Origin of the sequence: Paenibacillus sp. FSL R5-0519, assembly GCF_037974275.1 — a bacterium.
Lineage (GTDB): Bacteria > Bacillota > Bacilli > Paenibacillales > Paenibacillaceae > Paenibacillus.
Genome location: NZ_CP150234.1, coordinates 3,637,615 through 3,657,618, shown reverse-complemented (window position 1 = coordinate 3,657,618; position 20,004 = coordinate 3,637,615). Strand labels below are relative to the sequence as shown.

Annotated in this window: 12 protein-coding genes; 9 read left to right on the top strand and 3 right to left on the bottom strand. The window is 44.5% G+C overall.

Annotation, left to right across the window (positions count from 1 at the left end):
• Positions 1-163 precede the first annotated feature (163 nt).
• The 4 genes from MKY73_RS16385 to MKY73_RS16370 all read left to right on the top strand — a co-directional run bounded on the left by MKY73_RS16385 (position 164) and on the right by MKY73_RS16370 (position 7,672).
• The gene (locus tag MKY73_RS16385) at positions 164-919 is read left to right on the top strand and encodes an SDR family NAD(P)-dependent oxidoreductase (protein WP_339302642.1); all 756 of its coding nucleotides are present in this window, start codon (positions 164-166) and stop codon (positions 917-919) included.
• Between the two features lie 489 nt (positions 920-1,408).
• The gene (locus MKY73_RS16380; protein ID WP_339260886.1) at positions 1,409-2,206 is read left to right on the top strand and encodes a sulfite exporter TauE/SafE family protein; all 798 of its coding nucleotides are present in this window, start codon (positions 1,409-1,411) and stop codon (positions 2,204-2,206) included.
• Between the two features lie 186 nt (positions 2,207-2,392).
• Positions 2,393-4,774 carry a polyprenyl synthetase family protein gene (locus MKY73_RS16375; protein WP_339302641.1) on the top strand — a complete coding sequence of 794 codons (2,382 nt, stop codon included), beginning with the start codon at positions 2,393-2,395 and terminating at the stop codon, positions 4,772-4,774.
• 270 nt (positions 4,775-5,044) lie between these two features.
• Positions 5,045-7,672, top strand: coding sequence for a PAS domain S-box protein (locus MKY73_RS16370; RefSeq protein WP_339302640.1), 2,628 nt, complete (start codon positions 5,045-5,047; stop codon positions 7,670-7,672).
• A 139-nt stretch (positions 7,673-7,811) separates the two neighbouring features.
• Here MKY73_RS16370 and MKY73_RS16365 read toward each other — a convergent pair whose 3' ends face one another.
• Positions 7,812-9,578, bottom strand: a complete 1,767-nt coding sequence (locus tag MKY73_RS16365) for an ABC transporter substrate-binding protein (protein WP_339302639.1) — start codon at positions 9,576-9,578, stop codon at positions 7,812-7,814.
• A 145-nt stretch (positions 9,579-9,723) separates the two neighbouring features.
• Between MKY73_RS16365 and MKY73_RS16360 the strand changes: the two genes are divergently transcribed.
• From MKY73_RS16360 to MKY73_RS16345, 4 genes are all read left to right on the top strand, one after another.
• Positions 9,724-10,959 (top strand): MFS transporter, encoded by a 1,236-nt coding sequence (locus MKY73_RS16360; RefSeq protein ID WP_339302638.1) that lies wholly within the window; start codon positions 9,724-9,726, stop codon positions 10,957-10,959.
• A gap of 442 nt (positions 10,960-11,401) precedes the next feature.
• Positions 11,402-12,133: a Stf0 family sulfotransferase gene (locus tag MKY73_RS16355; protein WP_339302637.1), complete on the top strand. Its 732-nt coding sequence runs from the start codon at positions 11,402-11,404 to the stop codon at positions 12,131-12,133.
• 137 nt (positions 12,134-12,270) lie between these two features.
• Positions 12,271-14,016 carry an ABC transporter ATP-binding protein gene (locus MKY73_RS16350; protein WP_339302636.1) on the top strand — a complete coding sequence of 582 codons (1,746 nt, stop codon included), beginning with the start codon at positions 12,271-12,273 and terminating at the stop codon, positions 14,014-14,016.
• Entirely contained in the window at positions 14,013-15,782 is a 1,770-nt protein-coding gene (locus MKY73_RS16345) for an ABC transporter ATP-binding protein (RefSeq protein ID WP_339302635.1), read from the top strand. Before MKY73_RS16350 ends, MKY73_RS16345 begins: the two co-directional genes overlap by 4 nt.
• Positions 15,783-15,891: 109 nt before the next feature.
• Here the strand turns inward: MKY73_RS16345 and cyoE are convergent, their stop codons facing one another.
• Positions 15,892-16,821, bottom strand: coding sequence for a heme o synthase (cyoE, locus tag MKY73_RS16340; RefSeq protein WP_339302634.1), 930 nt, complete (start codon positions 16,819-16,821; stop codon positions 15,892-15,894).
• 449 nt (positions 16,822-17,270) lie between these two features.
• On the opposite strand from cyoE, the gene MKY73_RS16335 reads away from it, so the two are divergent.
• The gene (locus MKY73_RS16335; protein ID WP_339302633.1) at positions 17,271-18,200 is read left to right on the top strand and encodes an NAD(P)/FAD-dependent oxidoreductase; all 930 of its coding nucleotides are present in this window, start codon (positions 17,271-17,273) and stop codon (positions 18,198-18,200) included.
• 147 nt (positions 18,201-18,347) lie between these two features.
• Here MKY73_RS16335 and MKY73_RS16330 read toward each other — a convergent pair whose 3' ends face one another.
• Complete coding sequence (locus tag MKY73_RS16330; protein WP_339302632.1) at positions 18,348-19,871, bottom strand: collagen-like triple helix repeat-containing protein; 1,524 nt, start codon at positions 19,869-19,871, stop codon at positions 18,348-18,350.
• Positions 19,872-20,004 lie beyond the last annotated feature (133 nt).

Below are 20,004 nucleotides of genomic sequence, written 5' to 3'. Positions count from 1 at the left end.
TCAGTTTGAATTTTCATATTTTGTAAGGGCGGGATATCGAAGGGATAGAATTTCTGATATCTTCGCTTTTTTTATTTTCCGTTGACTCATGCATATTTAATGTGACAGGAGCTAGACTATAGCAAGTAATCACGAGAGGCATATGCCAAAGGAGAATTGGATCATGACTGAACACAATGGAAAAGTAATCATTATTACTGGTGGAGCTAGTGGTATTGGTAAAGAAACAGCCCTTCAACTTTCGGATCAAGGTGCGACTATTGTTATCGCTGACTATAATGAAGACGGAGCGAAGAAGCTTGCGGCAGAGATTGAAGCAGCAGGCGGAACAGCGGGCGCATATAAAGTGGATGTATCCAAAGGGGACGAGATCAAAGCCCTGATCGACTGGACAGTTGAGCAATACGGGACGTTAAGCGGTATTTTCAATAACGCAGGCATTGGACTTGTGAAGCCATTTCTGGAGATGGACCCGGAATCCTATCACAGAGTCATTGATGTAGATCAACATAGTGTATATTATGGGATGTATTATGGCGCGAAAAAAATGGTTGAATTAAATGTACAAGGTACCATTGTTAATACCGCTTCGATCTATGGAAGTGTTGCTGCAGTAGGCAGCTTCAACTACAATGCAGCCAAGGCTGCTGTTGTTATGATGTCCAAATCCGGTGCATTGGAACTTGCTGAGCATGGCATTCGTGTAGTTGGTGTAGCACCTGGCTTCATTGAAACACCGATCCTGGGCGACGACCAGGCCATGAAAGATGCGCTTGCTACTCAACATATGCGTGGAAAACTTATTCAACCAGAAAAAGTAGCCAGTGTGGTTACATTCCTGTTCAGTGATGCAGCCAGTGCAGTGAATGGGACAACCGTAGCCGTAGATGATGGTTTCCTTAGCTTCAAAACCAAATAAGTAACCTTCTAAAATGCGGGGAATTCATCCTCAAAAAAACAGAAAAAACGGTGCAGAACGATTTATTCGTTTGGCACCGTTTTTGTATTTTCATACATACAGTAATTGAGACATAGGAAATGGGAAGAAGTTTGTCGAATTATCCCGAAAATTCAAAGATCGTGATACAATTAACAAGGCTATAGCTTTTTATCATTTTGTGGTGTCATACACAATTCGGACTCCGAGAGAGCCATAGCTCTCTTCTTTGTAATGACATTGAGAACAGGATTTGGTCGAGCATAACGCATCGTTATGAGCTTGTAATTTTTCGTTGCACTGTGGACATTTATTTTCAAAAAGAGTCTTCAACACGTTAAACATGCTTAATCACTCATTTCGGATTAATTTACTTGGTTTTTATTATAACGGATAATATTCGCCTTGTATAGCACTTTAGATGGGGATCGAAATGAAATTTATATTGGCACGAAAGGAAGCGCATAACCGATGGATCTTCAGCTTTTTATCATCATGTTTATTCTCGGTCTGGTCGGTTCATTTTTCTCCGGTTTGTTGGGTATTGGTGGGGCCATTATCAATTATCCGCTACTGTTATATGTTCCATCCTGGATGGGACTGGAGCCATTCTCAGCACATGAGGTATCGTCGATTAGTATGTTTCAAGTATTTTTCGCTTCACTGGCCGGTGTTGTTGCATTCCGGAGAAAAGTAAAAGCGGGGAGAAGTGGTGGGGCATTTGTTCACCGCGGATTGGTGCTCTACATGGGCTCCAGCATTCTTGCTGGCAGTCTGATTGGCGGGTTCGTCTCAGGTCATTTGGATGGAAGAGTTATTAATCTGATCTATGGTATTTTGGCAATTCTGGCGATTGTTCTCATGCTGATTCCCGGAAAAGGAAAGCTTGATACCTCGGCTCCTTTGGTGTTCGACCGATGGATAGCAGCAGGCACTGCGTTTGCAGTAGGCATTGTATCAGGAATTGTGGGTGCGGGTGGTGCTTTTATCCTTATTCCCATCATGCTGACGATCCTTAACATCCCCGTGCGAACGACGATTGCATCTTCACTGGCAATTGTATTTATCTCGGCCATTGGCGGTGTGATAGGGAAATTGACGGGTGGAGACATTCCGCTGGAACCCATTATCTATACAGTGATCGGTAGCATGCTGGGGGCTTCCATTGGTTCTAAGGTTAGTTCGATGATCAATGTGAGGATACTTCGGTATGCATTAATTGTACTTATCGCCATTACAGCGGTCAAAGTCTGGTCTTCCATTCTGTAAAATCACGTACGTAGAATGAACAGTGACGATTTCGTAACCAAACGGTTGGATCACCGTATAAAGGTTATGAACATGAGCTGACACGTTGGATACATCATCAAATGAGTTCAGTTTTCGTCCATGGAGCACCTCATCTCCTTTCATGGATACATGTTTAACATTAATAGAAGTTGAGGTATCCACCCTATGAATAACGTACTTACAGAACAGGCTGATGCAGGATATCGGCTAGCTGAGCAGAAAGCATCTCAGTATTTTACTTCTCTTAGGCAACAACTTATGGAAAATACGTATACAACAGCACTTACCCAAGATATTCATGTATGGCAAAAAAAACATATTCATCGTTTTGCCTGGCTTTCTCTTTTGTCACCAAGCAAACGAAAACCCGATCCCCGGGATGTTCATAGATATATCCACTGGCTGAATACGACTGGAAAGTTGGATGATTACCTGGATCGGAGTATTTCATATATCTATATGCGAGATCTGGGGCAAGCCCTTGATTCTCCAGATACCCAGACCCGAATTCAGCACGTTGTCGAGAATACCAAAAAATATTTTATAGGCTCTGCCGCTGGGCGCAAAGGACAGTCCGATTACATCAGTCTGGCTGCGCTGTACCGGTGGGGACAGAAGGAGCGCATTGAAACGGCTGTTATCTGGGTGATGAACAAATTAAAGAACGTAGCATCCAACATCCCGAAGGAGCTGGATGCAGAGCAGGCGCAGCGGAAGCTTATCAAAATTATTCTCGGCGTGGTTCTTCATGTGGACGATGAGATGAACGAGCAGACCCCACCTGAGGAACGGGCCCGAAGATTTGATGCGGCGATCAGACTCGGTTATTCCTACGGTTTGACGTATCCATTTGTGGATGACCTGCTGGATTCTCAAGCCTTGACTGCTGAGGAAAAGGAACAATATTCCCTGATGATACGCGATGCACTTCTTACCGGGGTTGTACCTGATCTCGGAGAATGGAAAGGTGCTAACCTTGAAGTGATTGAATATGTGCATTCCGAGCTTCGGGAAGCATTTGAGTACATCAAGAATTACCAGCATCCAGAGAAACAACGCACGTTCCTAGAGCAATCCTATGTTTTCTTTCAGTCTCAAGAGATGGATCGCAACAAGAAATTAGCCAATGCGAATTATACCAATGAAGAATTGTACATTCCAATTATTATTAAATCTTCGTCTTCCCGATTAATTGTCCGGTCTGTACTCAGTGCACCAGTGGATGAAGGATTTGATCTGCGGACGTTCTATTACGGGATATATAATCAGCTGGCAGATGATTTTGCCGATATGTTTGACGATATGGAAGAAGGGGCTGTAACTCCTTATACGTACTATTTGAAGTATCGTGATTTGCGCCCTGATCTGATTAATCCATATGAATTGTATTGGGCAGTCATCTCTCACCTGATCCACGACGTATACAACTCGGACGCCAAGACCCGGGAGGTCATCCTGGATCGGGCTATAAATGGTCTGAAGCGTTGTAAAGAACGGTTGGGGCAGCAGAAATATGATGAAGTGATGACGATCTTTGCCTTGGGGCAGCCTGAATTCAATCAACTGGTTCAACAGATGGTGAGAAAAGCAGATGACGTTGATTTTCTCGATAAATTGTTACGGGATCAGGTTGTGCTTCAGTTAAAACATGACAAGCAAGAGAAAGAGGAGTTCAAGCAGACCATTCGAACAGTTCGCGAACAGATTAATGTGGAGTTGCAGATTGCGAAGCCCGGTGGACTTCATGAGATGAAAGAAACGCTGATCGATGCAGCCAATTATAGCTTGCAGGGAGACGGAAAGAGGTTACGCCCCATATTAACCTGGGTTATGGGTGTGCGCGAGTATGGCCTACCCGAATCATCTATTGTTCCGCTGCTACGATCGCTGGAGTACATGCATACTGCTTCCCTGATCTTTGATGATCTGCCTACCCAGGATAATGCTTCGACAAGGCGTGGACGTTCCACACTGCATCAGGTACACAATAGCGCCACAGCAGAGCTTACGGGTCTGTTTCTCATTCAGAAGGCGATAGGAGAACAATCCTCATTGAATCGCTTTGATGCAGCAACCGTGCTAACTCTCATTCAATATTCGGCTGAAAAAGCTGAGGATATGTGTATGGGGCAAGCGATGGATCTGAACGCCAAAGGCAAAGTGTTAACGCTTGAGCAGTTGAATATGATCTGTTTTTACAAAACAGGCATTGCCTTCGAAGCTGCTCTGGTCATGCCAGCCATACTTGCTCAAGTGAAGGAACCGGAGGTGGCTACGCTGAAAAAGTTCGCTTATCATGCGGGGATCGCCTTCCAGATCAAGGATGACTTGCTGGATTACGAGGGAAATCATCTCATTCTTGGGAAACCTGCAGGTCAGGATGAGCGGAACAACAATTCAACCTTTGTGTCCATCCTGGGTGATGAAGGCGCGAAGAAAGAGATGTGGGAGCATTACTGTCTTGCTACAGATGCATTAAACGAGTTGCCGAAATCTATTCCATTTTTGAGACATCTTTTGGATTATCTTGTGGGTCGTGAGCGATAAACCATTTTTCTCGTGATGCCTTACTGCATATGACTTATAATGATAGATAACGACAAAGGTCGGGATTCCATAGGATGGATTCCGGGCCTTGTTTGCCTTCATAGACACAAATTTCTTGGAAATTTTTGTTTCAAGGGCTGAAATTCTGGGTATTAAGCAGGTACTGTTGTTTTAAAACCGACTAATTATTATAGAAGATCTTTTATCAGGAAAAATCTTAGAGTTCGACAATCTTTAGATGGAGTTTATATGCCAAAAGGAGAGCTTACAATGCAGGTTCAAAAGGTCGATCATCATGAATTGTTCGAGCAGATTTACAACCAAGCGCCTATTGGGATTGCACTCGTTGCTCCGACAGGGCAATGGATGAAAGTGAACCCTGCTTTTTGCTGTATGTTAGGTTACACAAGTGATGAACTAATGAATCTTACGTATCAGGATATTACACATCCGGATGATTCACCACACGATATGATCTGTAGTTACGACCTATTTGAGGGTAAAATAAAAGAAAATCTATACGAAAAGCGTTACATCCATAAAAATGGTGACATCTTATGGACGTCATTGCATGTTACATTAGTTCGTAGCGAAATTACGGATGAACCGATTTACTTTATTTGCCATATTGTTGATATTACTGACCGCAAAATGTCTGAACAAAAGCTTCTGCATAGCGAAGAGATGTTCAAACTTATAACAGATCATGCTCAGGAGATCATCTATATTGCCGATCAGCAGGGTGTTTGTAGATTCTGCTCACCCTCCGTTCAAGGTTTACTGGGTTATTCGCCAGAACAAGTAATTGGTCAAAATAATGATGCATATTTCCATCCACAAGATCTGGAACGGATTTCACAGATGGACTTGACCAAGGGTAAGCTGTTGAATACTAGGGTCCGTCATAAAGATGGGCATTATCTGTGGTTTGAAACCACATACAAGGTCTTTGGTGATGCTGAGCATGGAATGCAGATTTTTTCAATTGGACGAGATGTATCCGAACGGAAAAAACATAAAGACATCAGTGCAGAGGCTGAACGCATCGCCTTAATTGGCAGTTGGGAATGGGATATGGTCAATGACCAGATTGCTCTTTCAGATCAGATTTTTGAGATTCTTGAATTCGAACGTACACGAAAATCATATCGTGCAAGCGATATAGCTAATGTGATTAATCCCGCGGATAAAGCCTCCTTATACGAACAAATGGAATGGGCAAAACAAGGGAAAGCGCTAGATTTCGAGTACAAGCACATTAGTACGAATGGAAGTGAGAAGTATCTTCACTTGCGTGGATTGATTACGTTCGATGAGAATCATCAGCCAGTCCAGCTAAACGGGACACTACAGGATATAACTGAACGCAAACGCATCGAATTTAAATTACAGGAATCTGTGGAGCGATACACTTCGCTTAAGAAATACAATCATGACGCCATTATCTCGTTTAACATGGATGGTAATATTATGAATGCCAATCCCGTAGCGGTCAACATGACGGGCTGTCCCGTGGCTGAGATGATCGGCACAAGCATAAGCAGATTTATCGGAGCCGACAACTTGGGTCTGATCTTGGGCAGTAATTATGAGATGGCTGAAAAGGAAATCAACGCTGTAAGGCACACCGATGGCTCTGAGACCGAAGTCTTGGCTACGCTTGCTCCAATCATTGTAAATCAAACCAATGTCGGGTTTTACCTGATTGCGAAGGATATCATGGAGCAGAAGAAACTGCTTGTTGCCAAAGAGACAGCGGAGAGAATGAATAAGGCCAAAAGTGAATTTTTAGCGATGATGAGCCACGAGATCCGCACACCTATGAATGGTGTAATTGGGATGACGGATTTGCTATTGGATACTCCTGGACTTAGCGCGGAACAAAAGGAATATATTGAAATCATTCAGAAGAGTGGGGATTCCTTGCTGGCTATCATTAATGATATTCTTGATTTTTCCAAAATCGAGTCAGGCAAAACCGATCTGGTAGAAGATCCTTTTGATGTCGTAGAAATCGTGACCGAGACGGTACAAATCGTAAAACCACTGGCTATTGAAAAAAAACTGGATGTTCGTATGTGCGTAGAAGATGTCATACCAACTCCGGTATATGGTGATGCGTATCGACTGAAACAGGTGCTTACCAACATCATTGGCAACGCGGTCAAATTCACTTCAGAAGGCGGCGTGGATATTAAAGTTGGGGTTAAGGAGCAGTCCAGCAATAGCGTGAAGCTTTATTTTCAAGTGAAGGATTCGGGCATTGGGATTCCGGCTGAGAGGAGACAACAATTATTTGAACCCTTCTACCAACTGGAGAATTTTATGATCCGCAAACCTCAAGGTACCGGTCTTGGCCTAGCCATTAGCAAGAAACTGGTGGAGCTTATGCAGGGCGAGATTTGGATTGAGGATTCGGATCAACCGGGTACAATATTTATATTTACTGCCCAATTCAAATTAAATAATGGTGAAGAAAGCAACAGATTGGATCAACAGCAGAAGAAGAGCAGAACCTCAGCCTTGCGAATATTAGTCGCAGAAGACAATGAGGTGAATCAGCTTGTCCTTAGCAGAATTGTGGAGAAAAAAGGACACTTTGTGGATCGTGTGGCGGACGGTATTGAGGTAGTCGAAGCGGTCAAACACAATTCATATGATATTATCTTCATGGATGTGCATATGCCAAGGCTTAATGGATTCGAAGCGACAAAAGTGATTAAAAATTCTTTGCACTCCGAGAGTTGTCCGTACATTATTGCGGTAACTGCCAATGCGTTAAGAGGAGACAAGGATAAATGCTTGAAGGCAGGCATGGATGCGTATGTCAGCAAACCGATTAAAATCGAGTCCATCATGCAAGTCTTGGAAACCTATTACGTCAAACATAATCTTTGAAACTAATTTCTAATTGTACTAAAAAATAGATTGGCAATAGAGCCGTTAGCTTATCACAAATAAACTAGCGGCTTTTTTTGCTGTTCCATGATTTTGGTCCACCCCTGTATCCCACAGATGCAACTGCACAGGAATATCACTAAGGATTTTTGATCCACAATTTGGAGATGTCCATATATCCGAATTCTGCTATCTGCATGCCGAAGATGCTTTGATCCAGTTCAGCCTGCTTGTTCATGTGGCAACCATGCAAGATCCAGCATTGATCACGAAGCAAGGCTTCAGCTTCGTCCAGGAGCACTGTACGGTCTTCCCGATGAAGCTTCGCGAAATGATCCAGTTTGTCATCCAGTTGAGACTGGAATGCAGGAGACATACACATATGAAAATGGTTGGACAGGTTTTTGAAAAAATGAATCATGCCGTACTGCCAATCTTCCTCCAGTATCTCTTCAGCCAAGATCAATTGTGCGTTCGTGGTTTCCTCTGAGTTGAAATAATCCACAACGGGCTGCATGCTGATGTTTATTCCGATGGACTGCGCACGATATTGGAACCACTCCGCAACATCTGCATCCTTATTTTGCTTATACGATAAAGTTATCGTCTCACCCTGGTATCCACAGCCATGCAGCAATTCACGAGCATGGTCAAGAGAAACCGCTGTCCAATCTTGGGCTGCACTTCTCCAGGGAAGGAAACTGCTGGCTGGTGTGATCCGATTGCCACCGAGATCTCTGACAAGAGCGACCGAATCATAGACGATACGAAGGGCTTGTCGAAATAGAGGATGATGATGGATGCCTTCCTTGTGAAAATTAAACAGCATATACTGACAACCCAGTGCCGGATAATTGATGCTGTTGGTCCGTTCAAAGCCTGTTGCGAGACTCAATCGATCTGTACCTGGTAGCTCATAATAACGATCATTCGGGCTCAGGTCAGGTACGAACCAGAAATGGACTTGATCCAGATGTGGCCGAATGCCGTAGTAGGCATCAAATGCAGTAAGTTCCAATACATCTTCATTCAGCTCAGAGATCTGGAAAGGACCGGTACCAATTAAGGTATTGGCTACATTGTAATCGTAGGGCAGGATCGTCATTCGAATACAGCTGAACAGATGCAAAAAGAACCGATTAGGACGACGAAGAACAAACTTGATGCAGTAATCACCTGCTACTTCCGCGTGTTCGATATCCCGATATAACCAGATGGACGGACTATGCACGTCTTTTAATCGTTGCAACGTTGCTTGCACATCCCGGGATGTCATGACACGACCGTTGTGAAAACGTACACCCTTCCTGAGATAGAAGGTCCATAATCGGTGGTCCTCGCTGCACTCCCACATATGAGCCAATGCTGGGCGGAATGATTCTTTTTTGGCATCATAAGTGATTAATGTATTACAGACCTGGCTCAACAGATAGGTTTCAAAAGCAGTATACACAAAGGCTGGGTCCAAATCGCCTAACTGGCGAGACCTCATAATGCGCAGGATATCCTGACCTGAGGAAGTTTCGTCGTGGCTGTGAAATCCCATCTGTTGATGGAGGGAAAGCATGAGCTGTTCTCGCAATGAATCATGCATCTGAATGGTTCCGATGAGTTCAATGGCATCTTTCATTTTGCCTTTAGAGAGAAGTTCGGTAAAACTCGCTTCCAGCGCTTCATTCATGCTACGCAGCAACGTTAACTCCGAATGGTGCCCACGACCACGCCCGGGTTGCCAGTGGATGAAGCCTTGCTCCTCCAATTTTCTAATAATGAACTTCACATTACGAGGGGTGCAGCACAAGGCAGCGGACAGGCTATCAATGGTTACCGCTACAGGTTCATGGAGCTTGAATGAAAGTTGTTCGGAACCGGCGAGCCTTAGAAAGTGTGTATGTAGAGTATCCATGTGCATAACTCCTCTATTAAAGGTGAAAAGTGTGATCAAATGTTTACACTTTTCTTTCCCCCTTTTATCCTTACAATTATACATTAGTAGAAGTTGTTCAAAAAGTCCGCTTCTGAAGCATCTAGAATGAATAGGAGAAGTTCGCATGAAGCAATATTTAAGGCAAATTCACCCCTTGGCATGGACCATCATTATCGGAACCATGTTTGGACGTCTTGTCACGTCAATGAGTATCCCGTTTCTATCCATTTATCTGACACGTGTACTAGAGGCTACACCTACCCAGACCGGTGTTACTGTGGCCGTTAGCTCGCTGGCAGGTGTAATGGTCAGCTTTTATGGCGGTTATATTTCGGACCGGATTGGTCGCAAAATCGTGATGTTAATCTCGGTATTTAGCTGGGCAGGTGTGTTTTTCATTTTTTCAGCAGCAGAGCATCTATGGGTGTTCTTTGTTGCCAATACGTTAAACGGATTATGCCGCGCGGTATTTGAGCCCACCTCCAGAGCACTGTTATCGGATATTACGTCTCCGCAGAACAAATTGCTGGTGTTCAACCTCAGATATGCTGCAGTTAATCTTGGTGTGGTCTTTGGGCCAATTATCGGATTTCAGCTGGGATCATCTGAATCAACGTTCCCATTTATGATTTCCGGCTTGATATACATAGCCTATGGACTTGTATTATTTCTGCAATTCAAGCTACAGCATGCCAATCTGCCAGAGCGTCATCAGGCAACCGCACCACGTTTGCGTGAAGCACTCATAACCACTGGTCGCGACCGGGTGTTTCTGCCAGTATTAATCGGTACCACATTTTGTGTTCTGGGTTACGGGCACTTTAGTTCTACGTTGGCACAGTACTTGGCGAGGAGCCCGATCTTCGAAAATGGAAGTCAGATGTTCTCGTACATGCTTTCCCTGAATGCGGTGACGGTACTGATTATTCAGTATCCGCTTGTGCGAACCTTCCGAAACTTTCCACCGCTTGTTCCTCTGATTGTGGGTAACCTGCTTGTTGCAACCAGTCTGATGATGGTCGGAATCGCTGAAGGTGTACTCATGATGATGATGAGTGTCATACTATTTACCATTGGGGAAGTGCTGTTGTTCACGATGATGGATATGCTCATCGACCGGATTGCGAAGCCCGAATGGAAGGGGACGTATTTCGGAACTATCGGCTTCAATAATATTGGTAGTGTCATTGCTCCTGTAATGGGAGGGGTGTTGTTAAGTCAATTTGGAGCAGAGAATGGGCTCGCTGTCTTTGTACCGATTTCACTGACGACTGCACTGGGAGTTCCTTTTCTTCTGATCGCACATAGACGCCTTGTTGTTAGAGAGAAGCAAACGGAGTCCACATCATTGGGTATGTAGCAGGAATTGAAAGATTAATGACATGAATTAAATAACAATTCAGTTAAAATTATCTTGACGGATGTTAAACCAGCGAATACAATAAACAACAAATATGTGAAACGGGTGGGATGATGATTATGTTTATGCCTATACAGATTTCGAATCAATAACTGAATACGCATAAGCATAGTGACATTAATCCGATTTTTTGCAATGATCGCGTTTAGACAGTCATGTTTGTGCACCCCTGTCGTGGACGCTCATCATTATTGCGATGCAGAGGAGGTTCGGGAAATGCTTGCATTTCATCCGGACTCTTTCGGTTATAAGCTGTAGATGAACTTTAGTTCATCTATGGCTTTTTTGCATGCATTCCACCAATCCGTTCACATGGAAAGGAGCATTTGTTTTTCTTTTTGGCAATGAACATACCCTTAAGGGAAGAAAGAGAGGTAACCCTATGAAGCAACCTGCGCAAAGTTATACCATTTGGTTCTCCCAACGCACGGGCAGTACTCTATTGGGTGACGCTTTAAGTTCTACAGGTGTAGCCGGTTATCCGAACGAATGGCTGCATTATCAGTTTAAAAGTCCAGATCATTTGAAACATGAAGATCTGGAGCAGATTTGGAGCCAGGGGACAACGTCAAACGGCGTGTTTGGCATAAAGATTAATTTTGAACAACGATGGATTGATGCATTTCGTAGTCTCTATCATCTGCCACCAGTGTTATCGCGAGCTGAGGTATGGAGTACGGGGTTTCCGAATTGTAACAAGCATATATACATGACACGTCGCAACAAAGTCAGATTGGCGGTGTCGTGGTGGAGAGCCATTGTTTCGGGGGAGTGGCATCGCAAGCATGGAGATTGCCCTCACATACAAGATATTGCAGATCAATACAACTTTGATGCGATTAAACATTTGCTTGTTGAGAGTAACATGTGCGAAGCTGCAATCGAAGATTTTCTGTCCGAATCGGGCATTGAACCGATGACAATTGTTTATGAGGATTTTATACAAGATTATGAGGGGACCGTCATGGATGTGTTAGCGTTTTTGGGAGTTCAATCGGACGGTATTACGGTATCAGCCCCTTCCTTTGACCCGATTGCAGATGAGATCTCTGAACAATGGGTCCAACGATTTCGGGAAGAGTGCCAGAGAGGATGGGAGAATGTAAGATGGTAAACACACATGGAAAAATACATCCACGGGTCGGAAATGTTGCATTTAGTGTTATTATGTATGATTCATCTTAGTGAGGAACAAAGATGGTCTGAATCATTAGAACAGAAAAGAATTGTTATACGAAGGAGTGAGGGGTTATGCCCAAAAGAGAGAAACGCTCCATGTCTTGGCTGCTGCGCTATTTAAAACCAGTCAAAGGACGGCTGGCCTTACTTTTAATCATGTTGCTGACATCAACGGGGCTTCAGCTTTTGAATCCACAGATTATCAAACGATTTATCGATACAGCGGCAAATGGTGGAGTGCTCACCAATCTCATTCAGCTTGCAGGAATATTTCTGGTTGTGGCCGTGTTTAATCAACTCATCACGGTAGCTGTCAGTTATTTGGGGAATGATGTGGCCTGGCGGGCTACGAATCAACTTCGTGGAGATCTGCTGAAGCACTGTCTGCGTCTTGATATGCGTTTTCATAATGTGAAAACGCCTGGTGAGATGATTGAACGTGTGGATGGTGACGTAACGAGTATCTCCAATTTTTTCGCAATGTTTATCGTGCAAGTGATCGGGAGTTTTGTACTGCTGGCCGGAATTCTCGGGTTCATGTTCAGCGTCAATGTGCCTATTGCTATGGTCATGACCGTGTTCACATTGTTATCGATCCTGTTCATGGTCTTCATCCGAAATCTGGGCGTGGACTCTTCCAAAAATGAACGGGCGGCAAGTGCCGCTCTGTTCGGATTAATTGAAGAACGTATTGCCGGGATTGAAGATGTGCAAGCGAATGGCCATGTGCCCTATGTGATGAACCGCTTTTACCGCACGATGCGCACAGTATTCCGTAAGGGGAGAAAAGCCTGGCTGCTTCGGGTTATTCCATGGAATACCACAGTAGTTCTGTTCGCTCTGGCGGTGACTGCGGTGTTATTGTTGGGTGTGCATTACTATATGGAAGGTCTCATTAGTATCGGAACATTATTTCTGATCTACCAATATACGCAGATGCTGAATGATCCGATTGAGATGCTTGGAGATCAGGTGCAGGAGTTCCAAAAAGCAAAATCAGGTATGCTGCGTTCCAGAGAGCTGCTATCCATGCAGAGTGTGATTGAAGAGGGGACAGAGGAGCAATTGCCTGAAGGACCGCTTGGATTGGAATTCAATCAGGTACATTTCAGCTATAACCAGGATAAACCGGTATTGCAGGACATTAATTTTGCCATTAAACCTGGAGAACGTCTGGGAATCATCGGTCGCACAGGTAGCGGCAAGTCGAGTCTTAGTCGTGTTCTTCTCCGATTGTACAATCTCGATCGGGGAACGATCCGTGTAGGTGGAACGGATATCACGAAGCTTTCATTACAAGCGCTCTATCGCCGGGTGGGTATGGTGACACAGGATGTGCAGTTGTTTGATGGCACGCTGCGTGACAATCTGACCTTGTTCAATGGGGATGTATCGGATCATATGATCAAGGAAACGACGGATCGCCTTGGGCTTAGCCAATGGATTAATTCACAACCAGAAGGACTCGATACGTATCTGGCAGCAGGTGGAGCTTCGTTATCGGCAGGGGAAGCACAGTTATTTGCCCTGACCCGCGTATTCCTGACCGAACCAAGTCTGGTCATTCTGGATGAGCCATCGTCACGTCTGGATGCTGCGACAGAAGGCATGCTGCAATCTGCAATTGACCAGTTAATGAAACAATCTACCGGAGTCATTATTGCTCACCGACTGGCTACACTCGAGAAAGTTGACCGGATTATGGTGCTGGGGGATGGCAAGGTACTGGAATTTGGAGCGAGAGAAGAACTTGCCAGTAACCCGGCATCTCATTATGCCAGACTGCTCATTACAGGCCGAGAGGAGGAATTGGCATGACTGTAGCAGGATTTATAGGCCGTTTGTTTCGATTTAGGCCATTTTTGTTTGTAATCAACGGATTGTTATGGTGTATATTTCATTCCTTGCCGTTAGCCACGGGTATTGGGATGCAGTGGTTTTTTGATCGCACAACAGTGGGGTCAAATGACTATATGTGGCTTGCTGTGCCGCTTATCTTTATTGCTCTGGTCCGAATGGCTCGGGTGGGCACATTCTTTGTAGCCTTCTATGCATGGGTTACGTATCTGTATCATGTTCAGGCGATTTTGCGAACCAACATGCTCGCAGCGATCATGCGCTGGCCAGGCCGTAATCTTCCGGCTTCACCAGGGGAAGCGATGAGTCGCTTTCGGGATGATGTGGATGAAGTCGTCGAGTATGTAGAATCATGGGTGGACTTCTGGGGACGACTTGTATTTGCTGTTGTGTCCATCGTCATTATGGCGAACATTAATTGGCAGATCACATTGGTTGCCGTGCTGCCATTGGTGGTCGTGACCTTACTTAATAACCTGTCCGGAAATCGGGCTCGAAAGTATGCACAGGTTAACCGCGAAGCGACTGGGCGAATTACCAGTTTTATTGCGGAAACGTTTGGAGCTGTGCAAGCCCTGAAACTGGGTCAGGCGGAAGAGAACGTCTCTTCACGTTTTAACCAGTTGAATGAGGATCGTCGTCAGGCTGCACTCCGGGACAATCTGTTCAAACAGTGGATGAGATCAATGAATCAGCATGTGTTAAGTATTTGTACCGGACTGATTCTACTGATGTGTGCAGCCGAGATGAAAGCAGGGAACTTTACCGTAGGTGATTTTGCTTTATTCACGAGTTATCTGGCTAATATCGGATTTAGCATTTCACTGTTTGGTTATATGGTGTTTCAGCACAAAAGGCTTAAGGTATCCTATGATCGTATGCGTAAGCTATTTCGCCCAGGGGAAGAAGACCAGATCATGGATTCGAGAGAAATCTACCTGTATGAAGATCCGCCAGAGCTTGTAAATGAACAGAGAGATCCCAAGGAGAAATTGCAATCGCTTGAGGTGAAGAATCTGACGTATCAATATCCGAATTCTGGAAATGGCATAGAAGAGATCAGTTTCCGTCTGAAACGCGGACAATTTCTTGTTATTACGGGACGGATCGGGTCAGGTAAATCAACACTTGTACGCACACTTCTTGGACTGTTACCCAAGCAAAAAGGGGACATTCACTGGAATGGAGCAGCTGTTGATCCAGCCACGTTCCTGATGCCGCCTAGAGCAGCGTATACCCCACAAGTGCCAAGACTGTTCAGTGATACGTTGAAAGAAAATATCGTCCAGGGCAAACGGGGTAACATGGAGCAAGCGCTTGAAAAAGCCATTCGTCTGGCTGTGATGGAGAAAGATATCAAACATCTGGATCAGGGGCTTGAGACCCCGGTTGGTCCAAGAGGGGTGATGCTGTCAGGCGGGCAGATTCAACGAGCGGCTACAGGGCGCATGCTGATGACGGAGGCGGACCTCTTTATCTTTGATGATCTGTCCAGCGCACTGGATGTGGAGACAGAACAACAAGTATGGGAGGGGCTGTTCCAAGAGCCGGATGTCACCTGCATCGCAGTTTCTCACCGCAGGGCAGCACTTACCAAAGCAGATCATATTATCGTGATGAAAGATGGACGCATTGAAGCGGAGGGAAGCTTGGCTGAATTGCTTGCCACCAATGAAGAGATGCAACTGCTGTGGCAAGGCGAACAAACTCCCGCTAAAGTCGGATAGCTTTTAATAAATTAGAAAAGACAATAAAAACCAAAAAAGCCTTACAGACGTTTACTCCTTGAAAGAGTATAGTCTGTAAGGCTTTTTCGTTATAACGAGTGTAACGGTTTTATCTCATCATTTGAGCAATCAAGGAATACGCAATGATGACCAAGAAGATAATAGTGATATGGTTAATGGAGAAGATAAACATCCGTTTGGACCATTTCTCCGTTTCATTCCGATCAAAGGTAGCCACACTGAGAATGAGCCAGGCCAAGGTAACCAGAAATGCCACAATAGCGACAAAAGGACTCATCGGCCAGAATAAAAAGCTGGATATTAGCAAGAGTACCAGATACACATTCGTCTGAATGTATGTCCGTCTAATACCTTTGACGACAGGCAACATGGGAACACCGGCAGCTTTGTATTCGTCAAAACGACGAATTGCAATGCCGTAGAAGTGAGGCATTTGCCATAGGAGCATCGTTACGACCAATGCCCAGATCTCAAAATGACCCAGTTCCGGTGAAATGGTTGCCCAACCGATAAGCGGAGGCACAGCCCCTGAAAGACTTCCCACTTCCGTGTTGTAGATCGTTGTACGTTTGGTCCACATCGTGTATGGGAACACGTAAAGCAACAGTCCCAAAATACCGAATACGGCAGCAGATGGGGAAGCGATGTACAACATGATGCCCCCGATGATGGTGATTGCAATGCCGAGAATTAACCCCGACTTGGTATCTACGCGTCCCGTAACGGTAGGACGTGTCTTCGTGCGCTCCATAATCGCGTCAATATCGCGATCATACAAGTTGTTAAACACCCCTGCTGCCCCAATAATAAGGGAAGACCCGATAAAAGAAAGGATAATTGGTACAATATTAGCTAAGATTGAAGCATCAAATACATATAAAGCCAAACTTAAACCCGCAAACATGGCGATCAGGTTGGACTTGATGATTCCGATTTTGATCGTATCGAAGAATACTTTCGGAATCGAGCTATACTCCAGGCTGATATTGGTCTGTGAACCATTGTTCAATGTTTTCAAGAACTCACTTCCTATATCTATACTTATATATTATGTCGCTATTATACCATTCAATACACTATGTGATTTAATTAACGTTTTAGTATTTAAAATAATGTCATTTGATTGTGAACAATTTAAAAACAAGGTTTTTTTTAATTGTTAAATAATTATTTCTGTGTTACAGGAGAGAAGCAAAAAATCCGTGGATAACAGTGATGTGAAGTTTGTTCTATCATTAGTAGTGTAAATGTTCTTTTGTTCAACTCACATAGGGTGGATTGAAGAATGTAAACCAAGATATATGTTGCAAAATGTATGAAACTTGTATATTGTAGATATAAGATATCTTTAATGGTTTTGTTTTAAATGATTTTACGTAAATCTCCGAATGGTTTTTCTTAAGAGAAAGCGGAGGTTATTTTTAGAAGTCAATTAGAGATATTAAATGTCTGGAAAGGGTGAGTAATATGAGTCATACGAATCAACTCTTGGATGTACTTATTATTGGTGGAGGACCAGCGGGGCTTAATGCAGCCCTTGTACTCGGCAGGGCCCGCAAGAACGTCGTAGTCATCGACGATGAGACACCGCGAAACTGGGTTACAAAGGAGACGCATGGGTTTGTGACGAGAGATGGGGCCAGTCCTCGTGAATTTCGCAAAGCGGCAAAAGAGCAGATTGCAGCATACCCTTCAGTTCAATTTGCATCGGATACGGCAGTAGCGGTTACAGGTAGTGATGGTGATTTTGTAATCCAGACTACACAGGGGACAAGCTATCGCACGAAAAAGATCTTGTTTGCAGTAGGTAAGAAAGATCTGCCTCTGGATATTAACGGATTAACAGAGGTTTACGGCAAAAGTGCGTTTGTGTGTCCATATTGTGATGGATGGGAGTTAAGAGACCAGTCGCTGGTCATCATCGTTAGTGGAGATAAGGCATTACATATGGCAAAAGTCATATCCGGCTGGACAGATCGTTATACAATCTGTACGAATGGATCAGATTCCTTAACCGATGAGCAGCGTGAAGAGCTGAAACAGCATCATGTTACTGTATTCGATGCACCAGTTAAATCCATTGACTCTGAAAAAGGAATGGTAAAGCAAGTTGTACTGAATGACGGTACAGCGATTCCATGCACGGGAGTTTTCTTCCAACCCAAACTGTTCACCGGATCAGAACTGCCGAAGGCCATCGGTTGTGAAATTTCAGAATCAGGAACAGTTATCGTTGATGCTTCGGGCAAAACATCCATAGCGGGTGTGTACAGTGCAGGTGATGCAGCCTCTGAGTTGTATCAGGCCATTACGGCTGCGTCTCTGGGAGCATTGTCTGCAGTAAGTATTAATACTGAATTGAATTTTGAGAAGTGGGATAAGCAAAGTCAGCATTAGATTATATGAATATGCGTTATAGAACCACCTATTATGTCGTAATAGTATACCGCCATTCATCCAAAACAGCCGTTCGATCTGGATTTTCACAACATCCAAATCGACGGCTTGTGAGGTTAAGACACTTTGTAAGAAGAAGAATGATTCTTATCTGGAATCCTGAATTGTTGCAGAGCTATTATTGGCACTCAGATCGGTAAGCGGATCGAAAGGAGGCCCTGTTATTGTACCTGCGAGCAGTGCAATATCCACCGCATTGACTGGACTGCCCCATGAATTTCCCGAGAAAACCATAACGGCCTGATCATTCACAAATCCTCTGGTATTATAAACTACATTACTGATGATTTCTCCAGTCGTGTTAGGGTTAAAGTATGCTGGTTGACGCAAGGAATAAAAAATATTATTGCGTACAATCAATCCGGTCATATTTCCAATCTGGGTGACGAGGCCCCGATTAACAACCCAACCTGAAGAGGGACCTGCTTGCGGAGGACCGAATATGGTATTGTTTTTTACGGTGTGGTTGGTTCCGCCTAATTGAATAAACTCAACAGCATAAGGATTGTCACTGGTGATCGTTAATCCGTCTACAGTTACTCCGCTTCCTATGATGGTGAAAGGGATAACAGCAGCTTGTAACAGGACGATTGTACTAGGATAGCCCATCAAAGTTACTCCTGCTTTATTAATAGTTATATTTGCAGTAATAGGGTATGTGCCACCAAGAATATGAACGGTTCCCGTTGGAGATACCGCGGTTACACCTTGTTGAATCGTTCCAAAAGGGCTAGCCTGCGTTCCATTTCCGCCCACCGCGCCTTGTAAAACATATACGTTAAAGGGATCGGGCAGTACAGTACCCGTAGCTCCAGTGGCTCCAGTGGCTCCAGTGGCTCCAGTGGCTCCAGTGGCTCCAGTAGCTCCAGTGGCACCAGTGACTCCAGTAGCTCCAGTGACTCCAGTGGCTCCGGTGGCTCCGGTGGCTCCAGTGGCTCCGGTGGCTCCAGTAGCTCCGATCGCACCTGTTGCACCTGTATTACCCGTTGCACCCGTGGGGCCTTCTGGACCGCCTGATGGACCAGTATCACCCGTTGCACCCGTGACACCCGTCGGACCTGTATCCCCAGTAGCGCCTGTTGATCCTGATGCACCCGTAGCTCCAGTCGTGCCGATGGCACCAGTGAGCCCCGTTGCGCCAGTAGCACCTGTATTTCCTGTAGGTCCAGTAGCTCCTGTAAGTCCCGTAGTACCTGTAGCGCCTGTTGTACCGGTACCCCCAGTAGCTCCGGTAGCTCCATTAAAATTCTCACTGCCAAATAATTCGGAATAAACAAGTCGATGAGCAGCAACTAAAGAGCCGGCACTGTTTTTCCCCCAAACAGAAACTAAAATGTCCTCAGGGGTTGCACCTGTATCTGTAATAACGAATTCAAAGCTGTTGATATCGGCAAAATAACTATGTGTAGCTACTGCGCCAGGTAAAATGGTGAATTGCTCACTCACATATAAAGCTCTGGTAGTAATTAATGAATATCCCTGTATGAGTATAGTCGCGGCGTTTACAGCACTCTGATTTTCAATTTTAATTGAAACAGTCTGGGTGGGTCGTACGCCATTTACTGGACTATTATCAATAGGGCCAGTTAGCAGGATTGCCAAGTTTCTCACTCCTTTTCTCATAAAGCGTAATTATGTGTAATTCACTCACACTGATGTATGTTTATTCTGGATTAGAGAAATGTGCCTTACTTTCTGAGAAACAAATGTAAGAAAGGTAACAATAAAAAAATAAAGATGGCGT